Origin of the sequence: Streptomyces sp. NPDC127129, assembly GCF_042671585.1 — a bacterium.
Classification (GTDB): domain Bacteria; phylum Actinomycetota; class Actinomycetes; order Streptomycetales; family Streptomycetaceae; genus Streptomyces.
In genome coordinates, this window is sequence record NZ_JBHXTV010000007.1 from 162,840 (window position 1) to 188,498 (window position 25,659).

At 73.6% G+C, this 25,659-nt stretch carries 19 protein-coding genes and 1 pseudogene; 12 read left to right on the top strand and 8 right to left on the bottom strand.

The genetic code is table 11. The features are described 5' to 3' along the window. The first annotated feature begins 6 nt into the window (after positions 1-6). Both ACFVGW_RS15705 and ACFVGW_RS15710 read left to right on the top strand, forming a co-directional pair. On the top strand, positions 7-2,415 hold the full coding sequence (locus ACFVGW_RS15705) for an HAD-IC family P-type ATPase (protein WP_385852348.1): 2,409 nt from the start codon (positions 7-9) through the stop codon (positions 2,413-2,415). A 68-nt stretch (positions 2,416-2,483) separates the two neighbouring features. After that, positions 2,484-5,030 carry a hypothetical protein gene (locus ACFVGW_RS15710; protein ID WP_385852349.1) on the top strand — a complete coding sequence of 849 codons (2,547 nt, stop codon included), beginning with the start codon at positions 2,484-2,486 and terminating at the stop codon, positions 5,028-5,030. Between the two features lie 93 nt (positions 5,031-5,123). Here the strand turns inward: ACFVGW_RS15710 and ACFVGW_RS15715 are convergent, their stop codons facing one another. The 3 genes from ACFVGW_RS15715 to ACFVGW_RS15725 all read right to left on the bottom strand — a co-directional run bounded on the left by ACFVGW_RS15715 (position 5,124) and on the right by ACFVGW_RS15725 (position 10,894). Next, entirely contained in the window at positions 5,124-6,527 is a 1,404-nt protein-coding gene (locus tag ACFVGW_RS15715; RefSeq protein ID WP_385852350.1) for a glycosyltransferase 87 family protein, read from the bottom strand. A gap of 96 nt (positions 6,528-6,623) precedes the next feature. Further along, on the bottom strand, positions 6,624-9,779 hold the full coding sequence (locus tag ACFVGW_RS15720) for a sacsin N-terminal ATP-binding-like domain-containing protein (RefSeq protein ID WP_385852351.1): 3,156 nt from the start codon (positions 9,777-9,779) through the stop codon (positions 6,624-6,626). A gap of 203 nt (positions 9,780-9,982) precedes the next feature. Beyond that, the gene (locus ACFVGW_RS15725; RefSeq protein WP_385852352.1) at positions 9,983-10,894 is read right to left on the bottom strand and encodes a DUF3027 domain-containing protein; all 912 of its coding nucleotides are present in this window, start codon (positions 10,892-10,894) and stop codon (positions 9,983-9,985) included. Between the two features lie 326 nt (positions 10,895-11,220). Here ACFVGW_RS15725 and ACFVGW_RS15730 point away from each other — a divergent pair, with 326 nt between their 5' ends. From ACFVGW_RS15730 to ACFVGW_RS15745, 4 genes are all read left to right on the top strand, one after another. Then, entirely contained in the window at positions 11,221-12,585 is a 1,365-nt protein-coding gene (locus ACFVGW_RS15730; protein ID WP_385852353.1) for an MFS transporter, read from the top strand. Positions 12,586-12,680: 95 nt separating this feature from the next. Further along, positions 12,681-13,160: a DUF2771 domain-containing protein gene (locus tag ACFVGW_RS15735; RefSeq protein ID WP_352191640.1), complete on the top strand. Its 480-nt coding sequence runs from the start codon at positions 12,681-12,683 to the stop codon at positions 13,158-13,160. Between the two features lie 7 nt (positions 13,161-13,167). Beyond that, positions 13,168-13,845, top strand: coding sequence for a futalosine hydrolase (locus tag ACFVGW_RS15740; RefSeq protein ID WP_385852354.1), 678 nt, complete (start codon positions 13,168-13,170; stop codon positions 13,843-13,845). Then, positions 13,842-14,726 carry a 1,4-dihydroxy-6-naphthoate synthase gene (locus ACFVGW_RS15745; RefSeq protein ID WP_385852355.1) on the top strand — a complete coding sequence of 295 codons (885 nt, stop codon included), beginning with the start codon at positions 13,842-13,844 and terminating at the stop codon, positions 14,724-14,726. The genes ACFVGW_RS15740 and ACFVGW_RS15745 overlap by 4 nt, the downstream gene beginning before the upstream one ends. 19 nt (positions 14,727-14,745) lie before the next feature. Here the strand turns inward: ACFVGW_RS15745 and ACFVGW_RS15750 are convergent, their stop codons facing one another. Beyond that, on the bottom strand, positions 14,746-15,129 hold the full coding sequence (locus ACFVGW_RS15750; RefSeq protein ID WP_129767066.1) for a cold-shock protein: 384 nt from the start codon (positions 15,127-15,129) through the stop codon (positions 14,746-14,748). 155 nt (positions 15,130-15,284) lie between these two features. Here ACFVGW_RS15750 and ACFVGW_RS15755 point away from each other — a divergent pair, with 155 nt between their 5' ends. Continuing rightward, complete coding sequence (locus tag ACFVGW_RS15755) at positions 15,285-15,554, top strand: hypothetical protein (RefSeq protein ID WP_385852356.1); 270 nt, start codon at positions 15,285-15,287, stop codon at positions 15,552-15,554. Here the strand turns inward: ACFVGW_RS15755 and ACFVGW_RS15760 are convergent. Further along, on the bottom strand, positions 15,542-16,180 hold the full coding sequence (locus ACFVGW_RS15760) for an HAD family hydrolase (protein ID WP_385852357.1): 639 nt from the start codon (positions 16,178-16,180) through the stop codon (positions 15,542-15,544). The genes ACFVGW_RS15755 and ACFVGW_RS15760 overlap by 13 nt on opposite strands. A 98-nt stretch (positions 16,181-16,278) precedes the next feature. Between ACFVGW_RS15760 and ACFVGW_RS15765 the strand changes: the two genes are divergently transcribed. The 3 genes from ACFVGW_RS15765 to ACFVGW_RS15775 are packed head-to-tail and all read left to right on the top strand — an operon-like array spanning position 16,279 to position 19,177. Beyond that, on the top strand, positions 16,279-17,292 hold the full coding sequence (locus ACFVGW_RS15765) for a FecCD family ABC transporter permease (RefSeq protein WP_385852358.1): 1,014 nt from the start codon (positions 16,279-16,281) through the stop codon (positions 17,290-17,292). Continuing rightward, on the top strand, positions 17,289-18,362 hold the full coding sequence (locus ACFVGW_RS15770; protein WP_385852359.1) for a FecCD family ABC transporter permease: 1,074 nt from the start codon (positions 17,289-17,291) through the stop codon (positions 18,360-18,362). Before ACFVGW_RS15765 ends, ACFVGW_RS15770 begins: the two co-directional genes overlap by 4 nt. Beyond that, positions 18,359-19,177: an ABC transporter ATP-binding protein gene (locus tag ACFVGW_RS15775; protein WP_385852360.1), complete on the top strand. Its 819-nt coding sequence runs from the start codon at positions 18,359-18,361 to the stop codon at positions 19,175-19,177. Before ACFVGW_RS15770 ends, ACFVGW_RS15775 begins: the two co-directional genes overlap by 4 nt. 84 nt (positions 19,178-19,261) lie before the next feature. On the opposite strand, the gene ACFVGW_RS15780 is transcribed toward ACFVGW_RS15775, so the two are convergent. Beyond that, on the bottom strand, positions 19,262-20,194 hold the full coding sequence (locus tag ACFVGW_RS15780) for a hypothetical protein (RefSeq protein WP_385852361.1): 933 nt from the start codon (positions 20,192-20,194) through the stop codon (positions 19,262-19,264). 62 nt (positions 20,195-20,256) lie between these two features. Between ACFVGW_RS15780 and ACFVGW_RS15785 the strand changes: the two genes are divergently transcribed. Next, positions 20,257-22,974: a helicase-associated domain-containing protein gene (locus tag ACFVGW_RS15785; RefSeq protein ID WP_385852362.1), complete on the top strand. Its 2,718-nt coding sequence runs from the start codon at positions 20,257-20,259 to the stop codon at positions 22,972-22,974. A gap of 15 nt (positions 22,975-22,989) precedes the next feature. Here ACFVGW_RS15785 and ACFVGW_RS15790 read toward each other — a convergent pair. Continuing rightward, positions 22,990-23,451: pseudogene (locus ACFVGW_RS15790) on the bottom strand (Uma2 family endonuclease); the annotation flags it as partial. Between the two features lie 112 nt (positions 23,452-23,563). On the opposite strand from ACFVGW_RS15790, the gene ACFVGW_RS15795 reads away from it, so the two are divergent. Further along, the gene (locus ACFVGW_RS15795; RefSeq protein ID WP_385852363.1) at positions 23,564-25,222 is read left to right on the top strand and encodes a DNA repair helicase XPB; all 1,659 of its coding nucleotides are present in this window, start codon (positions 23,564-23,566) and stop codon (positions 25,220-25,222) included. A gap of 23 nt (positions 25,223-25,245) precedes the next feature. Here the strand turns inward: ACFVGW_RS15795 and ACFVGW_RS15800 are convergent, their stop codons facing one another. Then, positions 25,246-25,632 (bottom strand): hypothetical protein, encoded by a 387-nt coding sequence (locus ACFVGW_RS15800; protein WP_385852364.1) that lies wholly within the window; start codon positions 25,630-25,632, stop codon positions 25,246-25,248. Between the last annotated feature and the right edge of the window lie 27 nt (positions 25,633-25,659).

Sequence of the window (25,659 nt, forward strand, 5' to 3'; positions counted from 1 at the left end):
GGAAACATGACTCAGCGGGCGAAGATCGACTCGGACGGCGGCGGAAGCGCAGCGGACGAGCCCCCCGTCGTCCACAGCGTCGCCGGCCTGACCTCCGCCGAGGTCGCCGAACGCGTCGCCCGCGGCGAGGTCAACGACGTCCCCGTCCGCAGCTCGCGCTCCACCGTCGACATCGTCCGCGGCAACGTCTTCACCCGCTTCAACGCGATCATCGGCGTGCTCTGGGTGATCATGCTCTTCGTCGCGCCGATCCAGGACAGCCTCTTCGGCTTCGTGATCATCGCCAACACCGGCATCGGCATCATCCAGGAGCTCCGCGCCAAGAAGACCCTCGACGGGCTCGCCGTCATCGGCGAGGCGAAACCCACCGTCCGCCGCGACGGGGCCGCCGCCGAGGTCTCCACCTCCGAGATCGTCCTCGGGGACCTGATCGAACTCGGCCCCGGCGACAAGGTCGTCGTCGACGGCGAGGTGGCGGAGGCCGAGAGCCTGGAGGTCGACGAGTCCCTGCTCACCGGCGAGGCCGACCCGGTCGTGAAGAAGCCCGGCGACCGGATGATGTCGGGCTCCTTCGTGGTCGCCGGCGGCGGCGCGTTCACCGCCACCAAGGTCGGACGCGAGGCGTACGCCGCCCAGCTCGCCGAAGAGGCCTCCCGCTTCACGCTCGTCCACTCCGAGCTGCGCTCCGGCATCTCCACGATCCTCAAGTACGTGACGTGGATGATGGTCCCGACCGCGATCGGCCTCATCATCAGCCAGCTCGTCGTCAAGGACACCAACTTCAAGGACTCCATCGCCCGGACCGTCGGCGGCATCGTCCCGATGATCCCCGAGGGCCTCGTCCTCCTCACCTCCGTCGCCTTCGCGATCGGGGTGATCCGCCTCGGCCGCAAACAGTGCCTCGTGCAGGAGCTGCCGGCCATCGAGGGGCTCGCCCGCGTCGACGTCGTCTGCCTCGACAAGACGGGCACGCTGACCGAGGGCGGTATGGACGTCACCGCGCTGCGGCCCCTGAACGGCACCGACGAGACGTACGTACGGAAGGTCCTCGGCGCCCTCGGGGAGTCCGACCCGCGCCCCAACGCCTCGCTCCAGGCCATCATCGACGCCTACCCCGACTCCGAGGAGTGGCGCTGCACCGAGTCGCTGCCCTTCTCCTCCGCCCGCAAGTACAGCGGCGCGGCCTTCAGCGAGGGCGACGGGGACGCCTCCTCCTGGCTGCTCGGCGCGCCCGACGTGCTCCTGAAGGCCGACGACCCCACCCTCGCCGAGATCGACCACCTCAACGAGCAGGGGCTGCGCGTCCTGCTCCTCGCCCGCACCACGCGTGAGCTCGACTCCCCCGACGTCGCCCACGACGCGCGCCCCACCGCACTCGTCGTCCTCGAACAGCGGCTGCGCCCCGACGCCGCCGACACGCTCGCCTACTTCGCCGACCAGAACGTCGCCGCCAAGGTGATCTCCGGCGACAACGCGGTGTCGGTCGGCGCGGTGGCGGGCAAGCTCGGCCTGCCCGGCGCCGAGAACACCGTCGACGCCCGTCTGCTGCCGGCCGAGCCGTCCGCGATGGCCGACGAACTCGACCGCAACGCGGTCTTCGGCCGGGTCTCCCCGCAGCAGAAGCGGGACATGGTCGGCGCGCTCCAGTCCCACGGCCACACCGTCGCCATGACGGGCGACGGCGTGAACGACGTCCTCGCGCTCAAGGACGCCGACATCGGCGTCTCCATGGGCTCCGGCTCGGAGGCGACCCGCGCGGTCGCCCAGATCGTCCTCCTGAACAACTCCTTCGCGACCCTGCCGTCGGTGGTGGCCGAGGGCCGCCGGGTCATCGGCAACATCACCCGGGTCGCGACGCTCTTCCTGACGAAGACGGTCTACTCCGTCCTCCTGGCGATCCTGGTGGTCTGCTCCCAGGTCGAGTACCCCTTCCTGCCCCGGCACCTGACCCTGCTGTCCACCCTCACCATCGGTGTCCCCGCGTTCTTCCTCGCGCTCGCCCCCAACAAGGAGCGCGCGAAGCCGAACTTCGTGAAACGCGTGATGCGGTACGCGATCCCGGGCGGGATCGTCGCGGCGGCGGCCACCTTCACGACGTACCTCGTGGCCCGCTCGTACTACAGCGGCCCGGGCTCCCTGGACGCCGAGACGAGCGCCGCGACCCTGACGCTCTTCCTGGTCTCCATGTGGGTCCTGGCGATCGTCGCCCGCCCCTACACCTGGTGGCGCATCGCCCTGGTCGCGGCCATGGGAGGCGCCTTCCTCCTGGTCCTGGTCGTGCCCTGGCTCCAGGAGTTCTTCGCCCTGAAGCTGGTCGGCGTGACGATGCCCTGGACGGCGGTGGCGATCGCGGCGGCGGGCGCGGGGCTGCTGGAGCTGGCCTGGCGCTGGGTGGACCGGCGGTTCCCGGCCTGATCATGAGGCTTACTCTGTGCCCACAGCGATCGCTGTGACATCAGAGACGTGGGGGGATCCGCGTAGACATGCACGTGACGAAGAGCCGCAGGCTCCTGCGGAGAACGGTCATGGGCGCCTTGGCGGGCGTCCTCGCCGCCACCGGTACGACGCTCCTGCCGGGACAGGTCTCGGCAGCCGACCAGGCGGCGAACGGGGGCGGCCCCGTACGTGCCACGAAGGGCACGGCCAAGGACACGGGGGTGAAGCTGTCCACCGGTGAGCGGCTGGAACGCATCCCCGGCACGAAGGGCTTCCGGGTCGCGGCCGCCGAAGGCCGGCCCGCCACCGGAACGTACGCCTTCGCCCAGGCCGACGGCGAGCTGACGGTCCAGCCGATCGGCAGGAAGCAGCCCCTGCGGGCCACGACCGTGCGGACGGACGAGTCCGGTCCGGAGATGACGCCCTACGGTGCGACGGCGAACCAGCGGGTGAACTTCTCCGTCGGCGGAGACCGTGGCAGAGGCGCCCTCATCAACCTGTGGAACACCTCCACGTGGACGCGCCACGCCGTCGAGAGCGAGCAGTACGCGGCCAGGGGGACGGCGACCGTCCCGCCGGGCACGTACTTCGCCACCATCCAGTACGACTACTACGCGGAGACGCGGCCCGCGTATCTCCTCACGAAGACGTTCACCGTGGGCAGCACCACGGCCAACGTGGTCTTCGACGAGACGGCCGCCAAGCCGATGGGCATCGTCGCCGACGACACGGGCGCGCGCCGGGCGGGCGCCGCCGTGTGGCTGACGACGCCCAACGGGGACGCGGTCGGCCAGGTCGGCGGCGGCGCCGACAAGATCTTCGTCACCCCGTTCACCATGAGCGGCGTCACCGTCCACCTCCACGACGTGCTGGCGAAGTACGGCTCGAGTCAGCTCAAGCCCAGTCCGTACCGCTATGACCTGGTCCACCAGTTCAAGAGCACGGTGCCGGCGAACCCGGTCGTGACGGTGAAGACCGCCGGTCTCGCGAAGACCGTGACGACCTTCCACGCACAGGCCGGCCGTCAGACGGGACGGCTGGACACCTGGCGCAAGCCGGCCGACACCGAGCCGTTCGTCGCACCACAGGCCGCCTCCAATGTGACCGCGCCCGGCACCCTCACGGAGTACGTGACTCCGAACGTGACGTTCGGCCGCTCGTTCTCCGACGGCGACAACCTCGTCACTCTCGACGACCGCACGCTGCCGGCCGGCACCTCCGCCGGCGAGACGATCGGCCGGGGCCCGCTCCAGCCCGGAGCCGGGGGCGGTTCCGACCGGCGCAGTACACAGATCGGCCTGTACGAGCCCTCCTCCTACAGCGACGCAGACGGCAACCGGGGTGCCGACTACGGCGCGCTGCAGAAGTACCGGCTGACGTCCCGGGGAGTGACTCTGGTCGACAGCGCCTACGAAGAGGGCTTCAAGGTGTACGGAGCCAACGTTCCGCAGGCCGCCGCCCCGTACGAGTTCACCCACACCACCATCCGGCGCGGCCCGCACGCCCGGCTGTCGACCAGGCTCGTCCGTGAGTGGACGTTCACCTCCAGCGGCTACTCGTCCGTGCCCCGGCAGGACAACTTCCTGCCCCTGCTCGACGTGGCCTTCGACGTGCCCGGGCTCGACAGCCGCAACACGGCCCCGGCCGGTACGGTCCGGGTCGCCACCACGGTCACCTCCCGGTGGGAGACGGCGACGGCGTCCCTGACGGGGCTCGAGTACTCCGTCGACGACGGTGCGACCTGGCGTCCGGCCTCCGCCGAGGGCGACATCACCGTCGGCGCGGACGACCGCTTCCTCTCCCTGCGCGCCACCGGCACCGACGACTCCGGTGCCACGGTCCGGACGACCCTGATCCGCGCCTTCGGCGGCCCCGGCTCGGTCAGGCTGCCCGACGAGTCGTCGGGTGACGTCAAGATCAGCGGTGTGACGGTCAACGGCAACAACCCGATCGTCGTCGACGGGGCGTACGGGCAGTACCCGGTCTTCGCCAAGGCCGCGTTCACCGCCTCCTCGCCCGCCGGAATCGCCCGGGGCGGAATGACGCTGTACAAGGGGTCGTACGAGCGGCCCGACGCCGTCATGCGCCTGTGGACGGTGTGCAGCCCGGCAGACGGGACGACCGCCTCCTGCACGGGAGACGTGGCCGCCGCCCCGCGTGAGCTCGCCGACAACGCGCTCGCCGGTGAGTGGAAGGTGGCCGTGTGGGCCGAGTCCCAGGACGGCACGAGCTATGCCGAGAGGCACACCGCCCGCACGGTGCGGGTCGTACGCACGACACGGCTGACCACCGACGCCACGCCGGAGCCGGTCACCAAGGGCGCCACGCTCACCGTCACCGGCCGGTTCACGGCCTCCGACTGGCTGACCGGCGGTCAGCTCGGCTTCCCCGGTCAGCGGGTGGAACTGGAGTTCCGCAAGGCCGGCACCACCGGCTACGCGCTGGTCGGCTCCGCCGTGACGGATTCCACCGGCAAGGCGGCGGTCACCATCAGGGCGACCTACGACGGCGAGTACCGCTGGAACGCGGGCCCGAGCCTGATCCTCACGACGACCAGGCCGACCCTGACGCCGGACGCGATCGACGTGCGCTGACGCGCTTCTGCCCGGATGCCCCGGCCGCGGGAGATCCCGCGGCCGGGGCATCCGGCTGTTCGGCCCCGCCCTCGCCCCGTCCGGCGGGCCTTCCTAGGCCGGGTCCTTGGCCGTCGCCCTCCACAGGTGGTGGCAGGAGACCAGGGTCGCCGCGAGCAGCAGGCTGTTGCGGACGACCATCAGGGTGTTGCCCAGGGTCGTGCCCAGCATGACCTCCTGGTAGTACGTGGGGAAGACCAGCGCCGTCACCGCGCTCGCGGCGAGCAGCAGCCAGGCCACCGGGCGCTGCGTGGTGTGCCGGGAGGTGAGGCAGACCGCCGCAAGGCCCAGGAGCCAGACCATGTACTGCGGGCTGATCACCCGGCTGGTGACCGTGAACAGCAGGATCGCGGCGAGCGCCGCGTCGAACGGTGTCGCCTCGGTCCACCGCGAGGCCCGGCCCCGCCAGAGCATCAGCCAGCCGAAGGCGGCGGCCGTCGCCATCAGCGAGAGCTGGGTCACGGTCGCCACGTGCGCGCCGACGAACTCGATGGCGCCGTAGCGGACCTCGATCCCGATCGGCATCCCCGAGGCCCGCATCAGGGACAGCGCCGTGCCGCCCATCGACTCGATCTGCACGCCACGGGCGCCCTGTTGCAGCAGGAAGTCGAAGCTGTGCCGGAAGGCGAGTGCCAGGAAGGCCAGCAGCGCCCCGGCGGTCACGGCCGCGGACCGCCACGCGTTCCGGCTGGTCCGGCCGCGCTCGGTGCCCACCAGGGTGAGCAGCGGCCACACCTTGACCAGCGCGCCGAGCGCGGCGAACGCCCCGCCCGCACGCGGGTGGCGGCGGCCGGCGAGCAGCGCGAGGACGGCGAGGGCCGTCACCTGGATGTCGAACCGGCCGTGCGGCAGGTTCAGGAGCAGGGCGAGCCCGGCGGTCCACAGCCAGGCGCCGGCGAGCCGGCGGCCGGGGCGGGCCAGCGCCAGCGTGACCACGGCGTCGGCGGCGAGCGTGAGGACGAGGAACGCCGCGAAGTAGTCGAGGAAGGGCAGCAGCGACGGGAAGAGGAACAGCAGCCCGGCACCCGGCGGGTACTGCCAGGTGACGTCACCGACCGGGTAGGAGCCGTCGGTCAGCCGCTCCGACCACAGCGGGTAGAGGTACTCCACCTCGGCCGAGACGTTGCTGACGCCGATGTCGTCCTGGACCAGCAGGTACACCATGCCGATCCGGGTCAGGACCCAGACCGTCCAGATCGCCGCGAGCGACTTCCGGGTGGACCAGGAGGCGGCCCACGCCTCCCTGAGCCCGGCCGCCCGGGCAGGGCGGGGGACGGCCGGGCCGGAGGCGGCGGGATCCGCGGTGGCGGGATCGGCGGTGGCGGGATCGGCGGTGGCAGGACCGGCGGTGGCAGGACCGGCGGTGGCGGCGTCAGAGACGGCCCGGTCGGCGGTGGCCCCGTGCGGGTGCTCCTCGGGAGAGGCGCCGCCCAGCAGGCCGGCCTTCTGCTGCGTCATGGCTCGGGAATGTAGGCCGGTGGGCCCCCGCTCCGCGTGAACGCACCGCCCGCGTCCGCCCAGGTCCCCCCGTCGGGCGGGCGCCCACAGGGCCAGTCAGTCGAACCACCTGTCGCGGGCCAGTTCCGCGGTACGCGACGGGTCCTCCAGGAGCGCCGCGACCTCGAAGCGGCGCGGCCACTGGCCCGCCGCCCAGGCGAGTCCGGCCGCGACGCCCTCCAGGGTCGCGGCGTGGATCGTGCCGTCCGGGGTCCGGCGCCAGTCCAGCTCGACGCCCGCGGCGCGGAGCTCCTCGTGCTCGACGTACGACTCCGGAGTCGCCGGCCCGAGGAGCGCGTGGACCGAGGGCGGGACGTCGTGCTCCTCGCCCACCGTGCTCACCTCGGCCTCGACGGTCTCGCTCAGCCGCCGGACCTGGAACAGCTCCGCCAGGTCCGCCGCCCGCGCCGGGGCCACCGGCAGCAGCGGAAGCCCGCCCGCGAGCGGGAGGAGGTCGGGGGCGTCCGCGACCAGGGCCTCGGAGGCGTCGACGACCACGAGTTCGCCGTCCACGACCGCGCGCAGATCGTCCGGGAGGGTGACCTGCTCGGGGTCGAGGTCGGCCAGTGCCGTGTACAGGGCGTGGAGTTGGGCGCCGGAGACCGCACGGTCCGGGTCGGCGAGCCGGCCGAGCAGTTCGGCCGCGCCGCCCGGCTCGTCGAGGAGCGCGGAGACGGAGGTCCGCACGCCCAGCGCCCGGAGGACCTGCTCGTCCTCGAAGCCGGTCGCGTCGGCGGAGTCGTACAGGCCGATGAGGAGGGGGTCCGTGCCCGCGGCCCGCAGGCCCGCCGGGCGGCGGCCGTCGAGGACGGGGTGGTCGCGCAGCCACCAGGCCGTGTACGACCGTACGGTCTCGGTCGTGCCGTCCGGCATCAGGACCCGTACGGGCTGGGTGAGCGCGTCCCGCAGCGGCGGCTGCGCGAGCAGGGCGAGCGCCTGCGGCCAGGCGTCGTCGTCGACCAGGTCCAGGTCCCGTACGGCGACGATCTCGGTCGCGACCGGCGGCACCGGGGCCTCCGGCAGCCGGTCGAGGACGTCCTCGCACCAGACGTCGACCGCGTCGAGCAGTCCGGCGTCGTCGGTCTCGGCGAAGTCCCCCTCGCGGGGTTCCAGTTCGTCGGGGTCGAGGACGAGGTCGGTGGCCCGGACGAGGGCGAAGCCGGCGAGCACCCCGCAGGCGGCGAGCGGCTGTTCGCCCCAGCGGTCGGCCAGTTCGGCGTCGCAGAGGGCGAGTTCGTCCTCGCGCATCACGGCGGCGAAGGCGCTGCCGGGCAGGACCAGTTCACCTGCGGGGGCGAGCTCCCCGTCCTCGTCCGGGAGGGCGAGGGCGCCGAGCCACGGCTCCTCGCCCGGCTCCAGCTCCGCGTCCCGGACCAGCGAGAGGACCGTCTCGGCCAGCTCGTCGGCGTCCAGGGTGTCCGCGTCCTCGTCCCAGATCTCGCCCGCGTCGAGCGAGGCGGCGACCGCCGCCCTGACCTGGGGTGTCGTCAGGACCGCGCGGGGCGTGGCCGGGAGGGCTCCCAGCTTCTCCAGGATCGGGTGGGCGGCGTCCGGATGGGCGACCTTCAGGCCGAGGCGGGTCAGGTCGGCGGGGGTGCCGTCCTGGGGAAGAAGCACGTGCCGGGGGCCGATGGTGGTACGGATCCTGGCGTCCTCGGGCGCGTCGGCCGGGACGGCCAGCGGCACCGGGAGGCCGGTCAGCCGGTCCGGGTCCACACCCGCGAGGGAGTCGTACAGCCGCCACCACCACGACGGCGGGCGGTCCACGCCGGCGAGCCGGTCGATCGCCTCGGTCAGCGGGACGCGCCCGACGCCGAGCGTGCGCAGCTCCGCCCGTCGTTCGAGCCCGGCGGGCAGCAGCGTCGGGAAGACCTCCGCCAGGACGGCGACGGTGTCGCGGCCCGCGCCCTCCACGACCTCGGCCTCCACCGGGCGGAGCGCGGGCACCTCCTCCGACGGCGCCTCGGGCGCCAGGAACGCGACGCGCGGCAGCCGCTGGAGGATCGCCGCGCGGACCGCCCCGTCCAGGGCGCCCTTTCCCAGCGGTCCGGGCACCAGGTCGATCGTCGCGGACGTCACCGGCTCCCAGTCGGCGAGGAGTTCGGCGTACGCGTCGGCCGCGCGCTCGACCAGGAAGTCGGTGAGCGGCCCGGGGGCCGGGTGGCGCCGGGCGGTGTCCAGCGGGAGGGAGGCGATCAGCAGGGCGGGCAGGCCGAGCGGTTCGTCGGTGGGGGTGGGGGCGTGGACGACGGAGGCCGTACGGGGGTGCAGCGGGGCGCCCTGGGCGTCCACGGGTACGGCCCAGGTCACCGACCAGAACGGGCGCAGCCGCTCCTCGACCGGCCGGTCCTTGAGGAGGGCGGTGTCGAGGGGGCCGCCGTGGCTGACGGTCCGCCAGCGGTGGGTCTCGCGGGTGGCGGAGTCCTCGATGTGGACGTACGACTCGTGCTCGGCGCGGGTGAGGACCCGTACGCCCTCCGCGGTCTCGACGACGACCTCGGCGAGGCCGGGGAGCGTGAGCAGCAGGGCGTCGTCGACGGAGGCGAGGAGCCGCTCGGCGAGGTCGACGGCGGCGGAGTCCCGCAGCGGGAGGACGACGACGGTGTCGTAGCCGTCGGGGGCCGTTCCCTCGGCGGGCAGCGGAAGGCGCAGGAGCGGTACGTGGCCGTCGCGGCGGCGCAGCTCGTCCCCGAGGCCGGGGCTGTGCCGGGCGGCCTCGGCGGCCAGCTCGCGGGCCTCGGCGAGCGACCAGCGGACACCGCCGTGGCGGCCGAGGACGGCGGGCTCGTCGGAGACGGCGAGAACGGCGGCGAAGCCGACGCCGAAGCGGCCGACGGCTCCGCGGTCGTGCTCCCGCTTGGCGGAGGCGCGGAGGGTGGAGAGCGACTCGACGCCGGTCGCGTCGAGCGGGGCGCCGGTGTTGGCCGCGGCGAGGAGGGCGGGGGCGTCGGGCCCGGCGGGGTGCAGGGTGAGCCGGAGCCGTCCGGTGACGCCGGCACGGTGGGCGGCGTCGGCGGCGTTCTGGGCGAGTTCGACGACGAGGCGGTCGCGGTAGCCGCCGAGGGCGAGGTCCTCCTCGGCGTTGGCGTCCTCCCGGAACCGGGCGGGCCCGGCGCCCCAGGCATCGAGCACGCCTCTCCGCAGCCGGGCGGTGCCGAAGGGGTCGGCTCCGTCGGTCGACGTCCTGACGCTGACGCTCACGTCTGACTCCACTCTGCGGGGCGGGATGATGCCGGGGCCCGAAGGTACCGCGCCGTGGGGTCCACCCGGGTTGTGGGCAGGCGTTCCACGGGGGCGTGGGGGTCCCCCGGACGGAGTCCGGGGGAGGGTGGGCACAGCCCACGACGGCGCCGCACCCGCCGGGCACCGCAAGCCATCGGGAGCCCGGGCCCGGCAAGGACGCCGCCCCCGAGGGGCTACGAGTGGCCCAGGTCTTCCGAGGTGCCGTCCGGCTCCGTCGTCGAGCCCGAGTCCTTCGCCGGACGGAGCGGGAACGCGTCCGCGCCCATCGAGTCGAGTACCGGCGGCGCCGGACGCGGCGGCTTCGGCATGACCGCCGCCTCCGAGTGCCCACCGCAGCCGTACGCCAGCGAGACGACCCGCCCGTCGGCCGGCGAGAACTCGTTCGCGCAGACGCCGAAGGCCTGCTTCAGCGAGCCCGCCAGCGGCACCAGGAACGCGCAGGACTCGCACGACGCCGGCGCCGCCTGCGCCATCGGGGTCTTCGCCCCGAACGACTCGTCCCAGCGGTCCGCCGCCACGTGCAGCCCGTACCGCGACAGCACCCGTGCCCGGCGCATGCCGAGTTCCTCCGCCACGGAGGCGATCGCGCCCCGGGACGGCGTACGGGAGACGATCTCGGCGTCCTCCGCGTCGAGGTGGTCCGCCATCTCCTCCGAGACCGCGGAGTTCGGCGGCGGCGTGTCCTCGCCCGTGTACCCCGGCTCCAGCCTGAGGTCGTCCTGCTCCGTCGGCAGCAGGTCCCCCGGGCCCATGTCGCCCGGCCGCAGCCGCTCGCTCCACGGCACCCACTCGGGGGCGAGCAGGGCGTCCGAGCCGGGCAGCAGGACGGTCTCGTCCAGGGTGACGTTCTTCGCCCGGGAGGCGCGGGTGACCGTCACGGCCCAGCGCCAGCCGCGGTAGCCCGGCTCCTTGCACTCGAAGAAGTGCGTGACGATCCGGTCACCCTCGGCGACGGCCTCCACGTGGGCTCCGACGATGCCGGGTGCGGCAGCCTCTTCGGCGGCCGTCCGGGCCAGGTCTACCGCCTCGGCGCACAGACGGTCGGGGGTACGCGGGGTACGGCTTCGCGTCGTCGCAGCACTCACAGGTCTCGCTTCTCTCCTACGCCGTCTCACGGGTGCGCCGGCCGAGGAGCGGGAGCGAAAAGCCCCGGGCGGCGGGCGGAGCGGACCAGAGGGCCGCATCGACGTCCGCGCCCGACATGTCTCGCGTCTCTCGGGCACACCTATCGTCATCCATTCTGCGGGATGCCGAAGAGGCGCGCGGCCGAGATCTTCCGCCGGTGGCGCGCTACGCACGCTACCCCCTCCGCCGCCCGCCGCCCACCTGCCCGCCCCAAGTGGCCCGGATCGTGGACCGCCTCCCGCCGTGGCACGGTTCACAAGTCGAAGCCGTGGGGCACTATGACGGAGTGGCAGCCGCACGGTCGTCCGCACGATCCGACGATCATGCCGGGCCGCTCAGCCGAGCGGGCCGGAAGGTCGGGCGCGCCCTGCACTGGCCGGTCACGGGCACGGCCAAGGGCATCCGCAGGGCGACGCACGCCCATGGCGCGGGCGAGTCGGGCCTCGGCAAGCTGATCGAGCTCCACGCCGTGAACGGCGCCGGAGACGTCATGATCACGGTCGCGCTCGCGTCCACGGTCTTCTTCTCCGTGCCCACGGACGAGGCGCGCGGCCGGGTCGCGCTCTACCTGGCGATCACCATGCTCCCGTTCACCCTGCTGGCCCCCGTGATCGGCCCGCTCCTCGACCGCCTCCCGCACGGGCGGCGCGCGGCGATGGCCGGGGCGATGCTGACCCGCGCGGTCCTCGCGATCACCATGTCGGGCGCGGTGGCGACCGGAGGCATCCAGCTCTACCCGGCGGCGCTCGGCGTGCTCGTGGCGTCGAAGGCGTACGGCGTGGTGCGCAGCGCCGTCGTGCCACGGCTGCTCCCGCACGGCTTCTCGCTGGTCAAGGCGAACTCCCGGGTCACCCTCGCGGGTCTCCTGGCGACCGGGATCGCGGCGCCGATCGGTGCCGGGCTCCAGCAGATCGGACCGCAGTACCCGCTGTACGGGGCGTGCGCGCTGTTCCTGCTGGGCGCGTACTGGGCGTTCCGGATGCCGCACAAGGTCGACTCGGCGAAGGGCGAACGGCGGGCGCACCTGCTCACGCACGGCGAGAAGAAACCGAGCCTGCGGACGGTGGGTCCCTCGGTGCTGCACGGGCTGCAGGCGAACGCGGCACAGCGGATGCTGTCCGGGTTCCTGATCTTCTTCCTGGCCTTCCTGCTGCGCGAGCATCCGCTGTCGGGGCAGAGCGCGGCGGTCTCGCTCGCGATGGTGGCGGTGGCGGCGGGCGTGGGGAACGCGTGCGGGACGGGCGTCGGCTCGCTCCTGAAGGATCGGGGCCACGCACCGGAGGTGATCATCGCCACGATGATCACGACGGTGTGCGGGGTGGCGATCCTCGCTGCGGCCTTCTTCGGCGGGGCGATGGTGGCCGTGCTGGGCGCGGTGGCGGGCCTGACGCAGGCGCTGTCGAAGCTGTCGCTCGACGCCCTGATCCAGCGGGACGTGCCGGAGGTGGTGCGCACGTCCGCGTTCGCCCGTTCGGAGACGCTGCTCCAGATGGCGTGGGTGGTGGGCGGCGCAATCGGCATCTCGCTGCCGCTGAGCGGCCCGGTCGGCATGTCGGTGGCGGCCGGCTTCCTGGGCCTGGGCGCTCTGCTCTCGGTCCGCGGCCTCCTCACGGCCGCCCGCAAACCCCTGCCCTCCCAGCACCCGGAGTGACGGACCCGGCCGCCGGCGCCGCCACACCGGGGGGAAAACGCGGCGCGCCGCACCCCCGCGTGGCGGAGTTCGACACGCCCGATAGCCTTCGGGCCATGACCGTTGCGTTCTTCACCGGCTCGCGCCGCCGGGCCGCCGTCGCCCTCGGGGCCGTCTCCGCCGGCCTCCTCGTACTCTCCGCCTGCGACAAGCCGACTCCGCTCGCGACCCTGACGGTCGGGACCGACTCGGTGCACTCCGAGGCCGCCTGCTACAACGACGGCGACGCCATCAAGGAGTCGCAGATCCAGCAGTGCCTCAACAAGAAGGCCGAGAAGACCATCACGGTCGCCGCGGACGACAAGATCCGCTTCGGCGTCGACCCGTCGATCGCCGAGAACGGCTGGACCATCTTCCTCGGCGGCCAGAACGCCGAGCCTGAGCCGTACCACAAGACGTACCGGACCATCCCGGCCAGCGCCTTCTTCTCCTCCCAGACCGGCGAGGCGACCAACGAGACCCAGGTCACCATCGTCGAGAACGACGGCAAGAAGCTGACCGGCGTCTGGCACTTCCTGCTGAAGAAGGAATCCTGATCCTCCGGTGACGGTCCGGATCCTGATCGTGACGGCCGTGGCGGCGGAGGCGGACTCCGTCGCGCGCGGCCTTCGCCACGACGGACCGCACCCCACCGCCGACGTGCTCGTCGGCGGTGTCGGGCCCGCGGCCGTCGCCGCGGCCACCGCCACCGCGCTCGCGCGGGCCGCCACCCCCTACGACCTCGTCGTCTCCGCCGGGATCGCCGGCGGGTTCCAGCCCCTCGCGCCCCTCGGCTCCGTCGTCGTGTCCGACACGATCGTCTCCGCCGACCTCGGCGCGCAGACGCCCGACGGCTACCTCACCGTCGAGGAGCTCGGGTTCGGGCGGTCCACGCACCCCGTGGCTCCCGAGCTGACCCGGCGGATCTCCGACGCCCTCGCCCGCGGCGAGCGGCGCCACACCGTCGCCCCCGTGCTCACCGTCTCCACCGTCACCGGCACCGCCGAGCGCGCGGCCGAGCTGGCTGCCCGTCACCCCGGCGCCGCCGCCGAGGCGATGGAGGGGTTCGGCGTCGCCGAGGCCGCCGCCGCCCACGGCGTGCCCGTGGTGGAGATCCGCGCCGTCTCCAACGCCGTCGGCCCGCGCGACCGCGCCGCCTGGCGCATCGGCGAGGCCCTGGAATCGCTGCGGCACACGTTCCAGCTGCTCAAGCCCACCGTCTTCGTGGAGCCCGCCTCATGACGCCCAAGCTCAAGATCGCGTACTCGCCGTGCCCGAACGACACCTTCGTCTTCGACGCCTGGGCCCACGGCCGCGTCCCCGGCGCCCCGCGCCTGGACGTGACGTTCGCGGACATCGACCTCACCAACGGCTGGGCCGAGGCCGGTGACCCCGCGTACGACGTCCTGAAGGTCTCGTACGCCGTGCTGCCCTGGATCCTCGACGAGTACGCCCTGCTGCCCTGTGGCGGCGCGCTGGGGCGCGGCTGCGGCCCCCTGGTGCTGACACGGGAGCCGGGGGCTCGTGGGGGTACCTCCCAGGCCGAAGGCTCTGGGGGACTCACGGGGAAGACGGTCGCGGTGCCGAGCGAGCGTTCGACGGCGTACCTGCTCTTCCGGCTTTGGGCGGCGGACGTCGTCCCGGGAGGGGTGGGGAACGTCGTCGTGATGCCGTTCCACGAGATCATGCCCGCCGTGCGCGACGGGAAGGTCGACGCGGGGCTCGTCATCCACGAGGCCCGGTTCACCTACCAGAACTACGGTCTGCACGCGCTGGCCGACATGGGCGCCCACTGGGAGGACACCACGGGCCTGCCGATCCCGCTCGGCGCGATCGTCGCCCGCCGCTCGCTCGGCCAGGACGTGCTGCGGAGCCTCGCGGAGGCGGCCCGTGCGTCGGTACGGATGGCCTGGGACGACCCGGCGGTCTCGCGCCCGTACGTACTCGAGCACGCGCAGGAGATGGACCCCAAGGTGGCCGATCAGCACATCGGTCTCTACGTCAACGAGTTCACGGCCGACCTCGGGGAGGCCGGCTACGCGGCCGTGCGCGGGCTGCTCACCCGCGCCGCGGCCGAGGGGCTGGTACCGCCCCTCGGCCCGGACGCGCTGTCGTTCCCCTAGGCGCGACGCCCGGGGGCGGTCACACGTCGAGCTGGTCCGCGACCGCCCGCAGCAGGCCCGCGATCTTGCCGCCCTGCGCCTTGTCGGGGTAACGGCCGCGCTCCAGCATCGGCGTGATGTTCTCCAGGAGCGTCGTCAGGTCCTGCACGATGGACGCCAGTTCGTCGGGCTTACGGCGCTGCGCCGCGGCGACGGACGGGGTCGGGTCGAGGACCGTCACGGAGAGCGCCTGGTCACCGCGCTGTCCCGCGACCACCCCGAACTCCACACGCTGCCCCGGCTTGAGGGCGTCGACTCCGGCAGGGAGCACCGACGAGTGGACGAAGACGTCGCCGCCGTCGTCGCGGGAGAGAAAGCCGAAGCCCTTCTCGCTGTTGAACCACTTGACCTTGCCGGTAGGCACGTCTGTCCTCGTCCTCGTACTCGATGGGAATGCGCCGGGAATCCGGCTCTGGAGACCAATACAGCGGGTCGCCGAGGCACCAAGGCTAATGGGCTTCGGGCCGGTGACAAGACGTCGCCGGTCTGTTCCTTCGGCCTGGGAACTACCCTGGCCGAATGCGTAGTGAAACCCCTTCGGCCCCGTCGGACGAGAGCGCTCCGGGTGACGGTCTCGTCCGTGCCGGTGCGATTGTCTTCATCATCGGCGCGGTGGCGACGCTGGTCACGGTCGCGCCGCTGTTCCTGGGCACCGAGCCGTTCCCGCCGATCGCGTACGCCGTGTGCATGCTGATGGGCGTCGGATTCCTCGTCGCGGGCGCCGGTGTGCTGCGCTCGATCGGGGCGCAGCGACGCCAGGCGAGGGCGACGGCGGTTCAGGGCCGGTAGGCCTGGTACCCCTCCAACCAGCCCCGGAACGCGGTCAGGTCGGGCAGGACGACATCGGCGCCGGCCGCGCGCAGCTCGGCCTCGTCGCACGGGCCGGTCGCCACGGCCACCGACAGGGAACCCGCGGCCGCGGCGCCGCGCACATCGCCAGTGTGGTCGCCGACGTACACCCCGGCGCCGTACTCGCGCAGCGCCTCCGCCTTGCCCTCGGCCCAGAGTCCGCCGATGACGGCGTCGGGGTCGATGCCGAGGTGGGAGAGGTGCAGCTTGGCGTGCGGCTCGTTCTTCGCGGTGACGACAATGGCCCGGCCGCCCGCCTCGCGAACGGCTTGAATCGCATCCCCGGCGCCGGGCAGCGCGAGCGACGGCTCGATCGCGTACGCCGGGTAGAGCGCGCGGTACTGGGCGACCCGCTCCACGATCTCCGCCTCCGGGAACCAGTGGGCCAGCTCGTGCTCCAGCGGCGGCCCGAGCCGCGAGACCGCCAGGTCGGCGTCGATCGGGACGCCGACCTGGGCGGAGAAGGCCTCGTAGGTGGCCTTGATGCCCGGGCGGGAGTCGATCAGCGTCATGTCCAGGTCGAAGCCGACGGTCAGCGGGAGTCGCGGGAGAGTCATGGGTGACATTGTGCCCGGGTGTTCGATCAAGGCCGCTGCTTAGACTGACCCCCGCCGACCCGGTGAGCCAAGGCTTACCGAAGTCGACGTACCACCCGCACCTCCCGATGGGCCCCGATACCGCCGCTCTCCGCTCCAGACGCGTTCTGGCCACCGCCGTCGCCGTCGTCGCCCTCCTCCTCGCGATCCTGCTCAGCCTCGCCGTGGGCGCCCGGGCCGTCGCCCCGTCGACGGTCCTCGACGCGCTGCTGCACGGCGGCACGAGCGACGACGCCGAGGTCGTACGGCAGATGCGCGTCCCCAGGACCCTGGTGGGGCTGATGGTCGGCGCCGCCCTCGCGCTCGCCGGCACGGCCCTGCAGGGCATCACCCGGAACCCGATCGCCGACCCCGGCATCCTCGGCGTCAGCCAGGGCGCCTCGGTCGGCGTGGTCCTCGCGATCGCCTTCGCCGGGGTGCACACGCTGACGGGGTACGTGTGGTTCGCCTTCGCGGGCGCCGCCCTGGCCTCGGTCGCGGTGTACGCGATCGCCTCCAGCGGGCGTGGCGGGGCGACGCCGGTGAAGCTGGCGCTCGGCGGCGCCGCGATCAACGCGCTGCTGCTCTCCGTGACGACCGGGGTGCTGACCACCAGGGCCTCGGCGCTCGACGAGTTCCGGTTCTGGCAGATCGGCTCGCTGGACGGGCGGGACGCCGAGGTCGTCGGGCAGATCTGGCCCTTCCTGCTGCTCGGCGCGGTGCTCGTGCTCTCCGTCGCCCGGGGCCTCGACGCGCTCGCGCTCGGTGAGGACGTGGCGAAGGGGCTCGGCCAGAAGGTCGCGACGGTGCGGATCGTCGGCGGTGTCGGGGCGACCGTGCTGACCGGCGCGGGCGTCGCGGCGGCCGGACCGATCGCGTTCGTCGGCCTCGCGGTCCCGCACATCGCCCGCGCGATCGTCGGCGGCGACCACCGCTGGGTGCTGCCGATGGCGGCGCTCGTGGGGCCCGTGATGCTGCTGGTGTCCGATGTGATCGGACGGGTGCTCTTCCCGCCGGGCGAGGTGCCCGCGGGTGTGATGACGGCGCTCATCGGGGTGCCGTTCCTGGTGACGCTGGTGCGCCGGAAGGCGGTGCCGGCATGACGACGACGTCCGTACGTCCGGCCGCGCGCGTACGTCCTGCCGGGTACGGGGTCGTGCGCGCGGGCGGCGGATCGTTCCTGCTGCACCGGCGCTCGGCGCTGGTGGCCACGGGGCTCCTGCTGCTGCTCGCCGCGGTCTGCGTCGCGTACCTCTGTGTCGGCGAGAGGTTCGTCGCACCGGGCGAGGTCCTGAAGGTCCTCTTCGGGCAGGAGTCCCGGTCCGCGTTCGTGGTCGAGGAGCTGCGGATGCCGCGGCTCGCGGTCGGGCTGATGGTCGGAGCCGCGTTCGGGATCGCCGGCGCGCTCATCCAGACCGTCGCCCGCAACCCGCTCGCCAGCCCCGACATCATCGGCATCAGCCAGGGCGCTGGCGCGCTGACGGTCGGCGCGATGACCTTCGGCCTCACCTCGTACACCGTCCTGCCGTACCTCTCGATCGTGGGCGGCATCGGGGCCGCCGCGCTCGTGTACGTCTTCGCCTGGCGCGGCGGGCTGCACGCGACGCGGTTCGTGCTCATCGGGATCGGCTTCGCGATCGCGCTGCGCTCGCTGATCACCCTGTTCATGACCAAGGGCGACTACCTGGTCGCCCAGCAGGCCCAGATCTGGATGACCGGCTCCCTCAACGGGCGGGGCTGGGACGAGGCGGCGCCGATCCGCTGGACGCTGATCGTGCTGCTCCCGGCGATCCTGTGGGCCGCCCGCGCCCAGCGAACGGTCTCCCTGGACGACGACACGGCGACGGCGCTCGGGGTCCCGCTCGGGCGGGTACGGCTGGGGCTCGTGTGCGTCGGCGTCGTGCTCGCCTCGGTGGCCACGGGGGTCGCCGGTCCGGTCGACTTCGTGGCGCTGCTCGCGCCGCAGATCGCCCGGCGGATGACGCGTACCGCGCAGATCCCGCTGCTGTCCTCGGCGCTGACGGGCGCGTCCGTCGTGGTGCTCGCGGATCTGCTGGGCAGGCGGCTGTTCTCGCCGACCGAACTGCCGGTGGGTGTCCTGACGGCGGCGGTCGGCGCCCCGTATCTGATCTGGCTCATCGTCCGGAGCCGAAGCGTGGGAGGAAAGTCGTGAGCCGGCTGACCGCGCGCGAGCTGACGCTCGCGTACGAGGACCGTACGGTCGTGGAGGAGCTGGACCTCGCCGTCCCGGACGGCAGGGTGACGGTGATCGTCGGCCCGAACGCGTGCGGGAAGTCGACGACGCTGCGGGCGCTCGGGCGGCTGCTCAAGCCGGCGGGCGGGGCGGTGCTCCTCGACGGGGAGTCGCTGGCGAAGCTGCCGACGAAGCGGATCGCGCAGTCGATCGGGCTGCTGCCCCAGACCCCCGTCGCCCCGGAGGCGATCACGGTCGCCGACCTGGTGTCCCGGGGGCGGCAGCCGCACCAGGCGTGGTGGAGGCAGTGGTCGGAGGCGGACGAGCGGGCGGTCGTGGAGGCCATGGCCTCCACGGACGTCGCCGCTCTGGCCGACCGGTCGGTGGACGAGCTGTCCGGGGGTCAGCGCCAGCGGGTCTGGATCGCGATGGCCCTCGCGCAGGAGACGGACCTGCTGCTGCTCGACGAGCCGACGACCTATCTGGACATCGCCCACCAGGTGGAGGTCCTGGACCTGGTGCGCCGCCTGAACGTGGCACGGGGACGGACGGTCGTCCTGGTGCTCCACGACCTGAACCAGGCGGCGCGGTACGCGGACCACCTGGTGGCGATGAAGGCGGGGCGCGTGGTGGCGGAGGGCGCGCCGGCGGACGTGGTGACGGCGGACCTGGTCCGCGACGTCTTCGGCCTGGACTCGGTCGTGGTCCCGGACCCGGTGACGGGCTCCCCACTGGTGGTACCGGGTGCACCGTGGGCGGCGGCCCACGAGATCGCGACACCGCACGGCCCGTGAACACGGGCATCTCGGGGCATGCCGGGGGGCCTCGCGCCGACGGGCGCGGCGGGCTCGCCCCGGACACCCCAGGAAACGCTCGCGCTAGCGGGCTCGGCGGGCTCGCCAGAGGAGGAAGGAGGCGGAGGCCAGCGCCGCCGCCTTCAGGGTCCAGGGCCAGGTCTCCGAGAGCGCCGCGCCCATCGCCTCTCCGCCCTTCGCGACCGGCTCCCCCCAGCGGCCCTCCACGCGGCCCCACAGCCAGACCACGCCCGCCGTGGCCGCCAGGGCCGGGAGGACGACGACCGCCCACCGGGCCTCCGTACGGGACAGGCGGCGCGAGGCGTACGCCAGGAGCCAGCCCAGGGCCAGCGCCAGGAGGTTGCCGAAGACCGCGCCTCCGAGCAGCAGGAGCGCGGCCAGCACGAGGACCGGGGCGCCGAGGCGGAAGCGGCCGCCCTCACCGTCCTCCGCCACGGGCCGGCGTCCGCGCAGGACGCGGCGCCAGAGCGGCGCCCGCGCCGCGGCCCCCTCCTCGGACCCGGCGCGCTCCTCCTCGTCGTCCGTCTCGTCCCGCGGGGGCTTCAGGATCTCCGGGATCTCCACCCCGCCCCTGAACCCCGGCACCAGGTCGTCCCCGGGCAGCGACTCCTCGGGCTCGCCGTCCAGCCGCCACCAGTCCGGCTCCGTGTCCGGCTCCGTGTCCGCCGCGCCGACCTCGTCCGTCCCCGCCAGGTGGGGAGGCGTCGGCCAGGTCCCGGTCCCGCTCCGCGGCTCCGGCACGGTCCCCGCCTGCGGGTCCTCCGGCCCGCCACCCGCCGCGCGGTCCACCACCTCGTCCGGTGAGCCCAGCTCGTCGAGGAGGGTGCGGACGGCCGCCGGACTCTCCCGGCCGTACGTGGCGCGCCGACGGTCGATCTCGCCCCGGAGCGACGACACGAGCCTCATCCGCTCCCCCGACGGCAGCTGCCGCCGCTGCGCCAGATCGCCCACCCGGCTCAGATAGTCGAAGACCAACTGGTCGCTCTCGATGCCCACAGTCCCCTCCACGGCCGGTACGCCCCGACGTTAGCGCCCGCGCAGGGGCTAACGTGGGGCGGATGGGGATCGGTGAGCTCGATCGGGAGGCGCACGTGCCCGCAGGAACCGGCGGCGCCGCCGCGCCGCGCACGCTCGCGGAGGCGCTGCGCGCGCGGGGCGACGAAGGGCTCGCCGCGCTGCTGCGCGCGCGCCCCGATCTGCTCTCTCCCGTACCGAACGACCTGACCCAGCTCGCCACCCGGGCCGGCACCCGCGGTTCCGTGGTCCGCGCGCTCGAACGGCTCGACCGGTTCACGCTCCAGACCGCCGAGGCGCTGGCCGTGGCCCCGGATCCGGCCCCGTACCCCGTCCTCCTCGCCCTCCTCACCGGGGACGACGGTGACCCGGACATCGAGGCGGCACTGCCCCGCGCCGTGGAGGTGCTGCGCGATCAGGCGCTGGTCTGGGGCGAGGACGAGCGGCTGCGGCTCGTACGGACCGCGCGCGAGCTGCTCGCGCCGTCCCCGCAGCACCCGTCCCCGACCGGTCTCGGGCCGACCGTCTCCGAGGCGACGGCGGGGATGTCGCCCGGCCGGATCCAGGAGATCCTCACGGCCGCCGGGCTGCCCGCGACGCACGACCCGGTCTCGGCGGTGGCGGCGCTGACGGAACTGTTCACCGACCGGGACCGGATGGGCGCACTCCTCGACACGGCGCCGTCGGACGCGCTGGCGGTGCTCGACCGGCTCGTGTGGGGGCCTCCGTACGGGGAGGTCACGGCGAACCCGGCGCCGCCGGTCCGCTGGCTGCGCGACCGGGGCCTGCTGCTTCCCGCCTCCCCCCGTACGGTCGTCCTGCCGCGGGAGGCCGCGCTGCACCTGCGCGGCGGCCGGGCGCACCGCTCGCCCGAGCCGCACGCGCCCGCGCTCGCCGTCCTGCGCGAGTACCGTCCCCAGGTTGTGGACAACGCGGCGGCCAGCCAGGCGTACACCGCGCTCGCGACCGTCGAGGAGCTGCTCAAGAGCTGGGACCAAGGCGGCCCCGCCGTCCTGCGCGCGGGCGGCATGTCCGTCCGGGACCTCAGACGGACCGCCTCGGCGCTCGACGTGACGGAGCAGGTCGCGGCCTTCCGGCTGGAGCTCGCGTACGGGGCGGGGCTGCTCGCCTCGGACGGGGAGGCGGACGAGCGGTACGCGCCGACGCCCGCGTACGACGACTGGCTCGATCTGCCACCCGCCGAGCGCTGGGCGCGGCTCGCCACGGCCTGGCTGACGGGGACGCGGACCTCGGGTCTCGTCGGCGGCCAGGACGCGAAGGGCCGCGCGCTCTCCGCCCTGGGCCCGGACCTCGACCGGGGTGCGGCGCCGGAGGTGCGGCGCCGCGTCCTCACGCTGCAGGCGACGCTGGCGCCGGGGGTCGCCGCGGACCCGGAGACGCTGCTGACCAGGCTGCGGTGGGAGCGCCCGCTGCGGGGCACGACGGCGGGCACTTCGGGCGCGCCGGACCCGGGCTCCGGCACCGGATCCGGTGCGGGCACGGCCGCCGGCGGCGCGTACGGCACCGGCACCGGTCACAGCACCGGTCACGGCACCGGTCACGGCACCGGCACCGGCACCGGTCATAGCACCGGTCACGGCTCCGCCGTCGGCCCGGGCGTCGGCATGGTCCACGGTCCCACCGACCTCCGTTCCCGGCTCGCCCTGTGGACCCTCGCCGAGGCCGAGCTGCTCGGGATCACCGGGCGCGGCGCCCTCGGCTCACCCGCCAGGGCGCTCCTCAACCTGCCGCTCGCCGAGGCGGCCGCCGAACCCGTCGCCGAGCACGGCGTCGAGCTGTCGGTCGCCGCCTCCCGCGCCGCGACCCTGCTCGGCCCGCTGCTCCCCGAGGCCGTCGACCACGTGCTCCTCCAGGCCGACCTCACCGCCGTCGCGCCGGGACCGCTCCGGCGCCCGCTCGCCGACATGCTCTCCGTCCTCGCGGACGTCGAGTCGAAGGGCGGTGCGACCGTCTACCGGTTCACGCCGGGCTCGGTCCGCCGCGCGCTCGACGCCGGACGCAGCGCGTCCGACCTCCAGGACTTCCTGACGGCCCATTCCCGTACGCCGGTCCCGCAGCCGCTCTCGTACCTCATCGACGACGTGGCCCGGAAGCACGGCCACCTCCGGATCGGCGCCGCCTCCGCCTACGTGCGCTGCGACGACGACGCGCTGCTCGGCGAGATCCTGGCCGACAAGCGCTCCGCGTCGCTGCGGCTGCGCCGCCTCGCGCCGACCGTGCTCGCCGCCCAGACCGACCCGGCGGCGCTGCTCGACGGGCTGCGGTCGATGGGGTACGCCCCGGCCGCCGAGTCCGCGGCGGGCGACGTCCTGATCACCCGGGCCGACACCTACCGCACCGGTGCCCGCACCGCTCCCGCTCCCGTCCCCGACGGCCCGCCCGCCCCGGACACGACGCTGCTCGGCGCGGCGGTCCGCGCGATCCGGGCCGGGGACGCGGCGGCGACGGCCGTCCGCAAGGAGCGCCCCGAGACCGCGGAGGTCCCGGCCAGGGCGAGCGGGGAGCTGCCCCGCACCTCCCCCGCCGAGACCCTGGCCACGGTGCAGGCCGCCGCGATGACCGGCTCCGCCGTCTGGATCGGCTACGTCAACGCGGAGGGCGCGGCCAGCCAGCGCGTCATCGCCCCGGTGCGGGTGGAGGGCGGTTTCGTGACGGGCTACGACCACACGGCGGACGAGGTCCGCACGTACCCCCTCCACCGCATCACGGGCGTCGCGGAACTGGCCGACGACCAGGTCTAGGACCTGTCTCCCGGCTCAGGCGCCGGCCTTGCCCCGCGGACTGACGAGCGCGGCCGGGTCGAGCTCCACCGGGAACGGCTTCTCGATCAGGGTCGTCCGCCCCGCCTCGGCCACGATCCGCTCCACGTACCGGCCGTCCTGGAGCTCGCAGACGACCAGCGTCGGCACCGGCTCCAGTTCGAGCCGCCACAGGTGCTCGATGCCCGCCTCCGCGTAGTACGGCGGCTTCAGCAACCGGTCGGTACGGCGACCGGACGACGAGGGCGAGACGATCTCCACGACGAGCAGGACGGCTTCGGCGTCGTAGGTGACCGGATCCTCGGCGGCAGCATCGGCTTCGACGACCACGATGTCCGGGATGAAGAGCCCGTCCGGCAGGATGAGGTTGACCGCCTCCAGGACTTCGGCGGGCACGCCCTCGGCCTGGACGGCACGGTCCAGCAGACTCCAGAGACGCGAGGACGCCCGCTGGTGCTTCGTTCCCGCCCCTCGCGTGGAACCGGTCGCCCTTCAGTGTGGCAGCCCCCACCGACAAGCGCCGGACCTCAGGCACACTGGATGTTTGGCCGTGCGGAAGGGATGTACGTACGTGAACGGACCACTCATCGTCCAGAGCGACAAGACGCTGCTCCTGGAGGTCGACCACGAGCTCGCCGACGCCTGTCGGCGGGCCATCGCGCCGTTCGCCGAGCTGGAGCGCGCACCCGAGCACATCCACACCTACCGGGTGACGCCCCTCGGCCTGTGGAACGCGCGTGCCGCCGGGCACGACGCCGAGCAGGTCGTCGACGCGCTCGTCGAGTTCTCCCGCTATCCCGTGCCGCACGCGCTCCTCGTGGACGTCGCCGAGACGATGGCCCGCTACGGGCGGCTGACGCTCTCCAAGCACCCCACCCATGGGCTCGTCCTCACCACCACCGACCGGCCGGTCCTGGAGGAGATCCTCCGTTCGAAGAAGGTGCAGCCGCTGGTGGGCGCCCGGATCGACCCGGACACGGTCGCCGTGCACCCCTCCGAGCGCGGGCAGGTCAAGCAGACGCTCCTGAAGCTGGGCTGGCCCGCCGAGGACCTCGCCGGTTACGTCGACGGCGAGGCCCACCCGATCGAGCTCGCCGAGGACGGCTGGGCCCTGCGCCCGTACCAGAAGCAGGCCGTCGAGGGCTTCTGGCACGGCGGCTCCGGTGTCGTCGTGCTGCCTTGCGGCGCCGGGAAGACGCTGGTCGGCGCGGGAGCCATGGCCCAGGCCAAGGCCACGACGCTGATCCTGGTGACGAACACCGTCTCGGCGCGTCAGTGGAAGCACGAGCTGGTGAAGCGGACCTCGCTCACCGAGGACGAGATCGGCGAGTACTCCGGTACGAAGAAGGAGATCCGGCCGGTCACCATCGCCACCTACCAGGTGCTGACGACCAAGCGGAAGGGGATCTACCCCCACCTGGAGCTCTTCGACTCCCGCGACTGGGGCCTGATCGTCTACGACGAGGTGCACCTGCTGCCCGCGCCCGTCTTCAAGTTCACCGCCGACCTCCAGGCCCGCCGCCGGCTCGGCCTCACGGCGACCCTCGTCCGGGAGGACGGCCGCGAGTCGGACGTCTTCTCGCTCATCGGACCGAAGCGTTTCGACGCGCCGTGGAAGGAGATCGAGGCGCAGGGGTACATCGCGCCCGCCGACTGCGTCGAGGTCCGGGTCAATCTCACGGAGTCGGAGCGGCTCGCGTACGCGACCGCCGAGACGGAGGAGAAGTACCGCTTCTGCGCCACGACGGCGACGAAGCGGAAGGTGACCGAGGCGCTGGTGCGGAAGTTCGCGGGGCAGCAGATCCTCGTGATCGGCCAGTACATCGACCAGTTGGACGAGCTCGGCGAGCATCTGGACGCGCCGGTCATCAAGGGCGAGACGTCGAACGCGCAGCGCGAGAAGCTCTTCGACGCCTTCCGGAACGGGGAGATCAGCGTCCTCGTCGTCTCGAAGGTGGCCAACTTCTCCATCGACCTGCCCGAGGCGACGGTCGCCATCCAGGTGTCCGGCACGTTCGGCTCCCGGCAGGAGGAGGCCCAGCGGCTCGGGCGGGTGCTGCGGCCGAAGGCCGACGGGCACCAGGCCCACTTCTACTCGGTCGTCGCGCGGGACACGATCGACCAGGACTTCGCGGCGCACCGCCAGCGGTTCCTGGCGGAACAGGGCTACGCCTACCGGATCGTGGACGCGGACGAGCTGATGGCGGGCGAGGGCGGACAGACCGGCTAGCCGGCCGCCCCCTGGACGGGCCGTCAGTCCATCAGCGCGATCACCGGGGCGATCACCGCGAGCGCGTACTGGACGACGACCACCCGCTTGCGCGCGCCGTGGGCGAGGACCGCGCGGGGTGCCACGGCGGCGACCAGGCCGGTCAGGGTGCCGAGACCCAGCGTCAAGAAGCCGGCGCGGGATGCGGCGCCCATCGTGCCGTCGTCGCCGATGGTGTCCTCCAGCACGACGACCACGGTGGCGATCAGCGAGAGGAAGAGCACCAGGAGGCCGCCGAGGGCGACGAGACGGAGCGCGGTGGAGGATTCGGGCGTCGCGGGGGCGGGATCGGTCGTCTCAGTGCGATCGGTCGTCCCGGCGCGATCGGTCGTCGCGGGGGCCGTGGTCTCGGGGGCCGTGGTCGTGTCCATGCCCCGATCACATCAGCGGCGGACGGT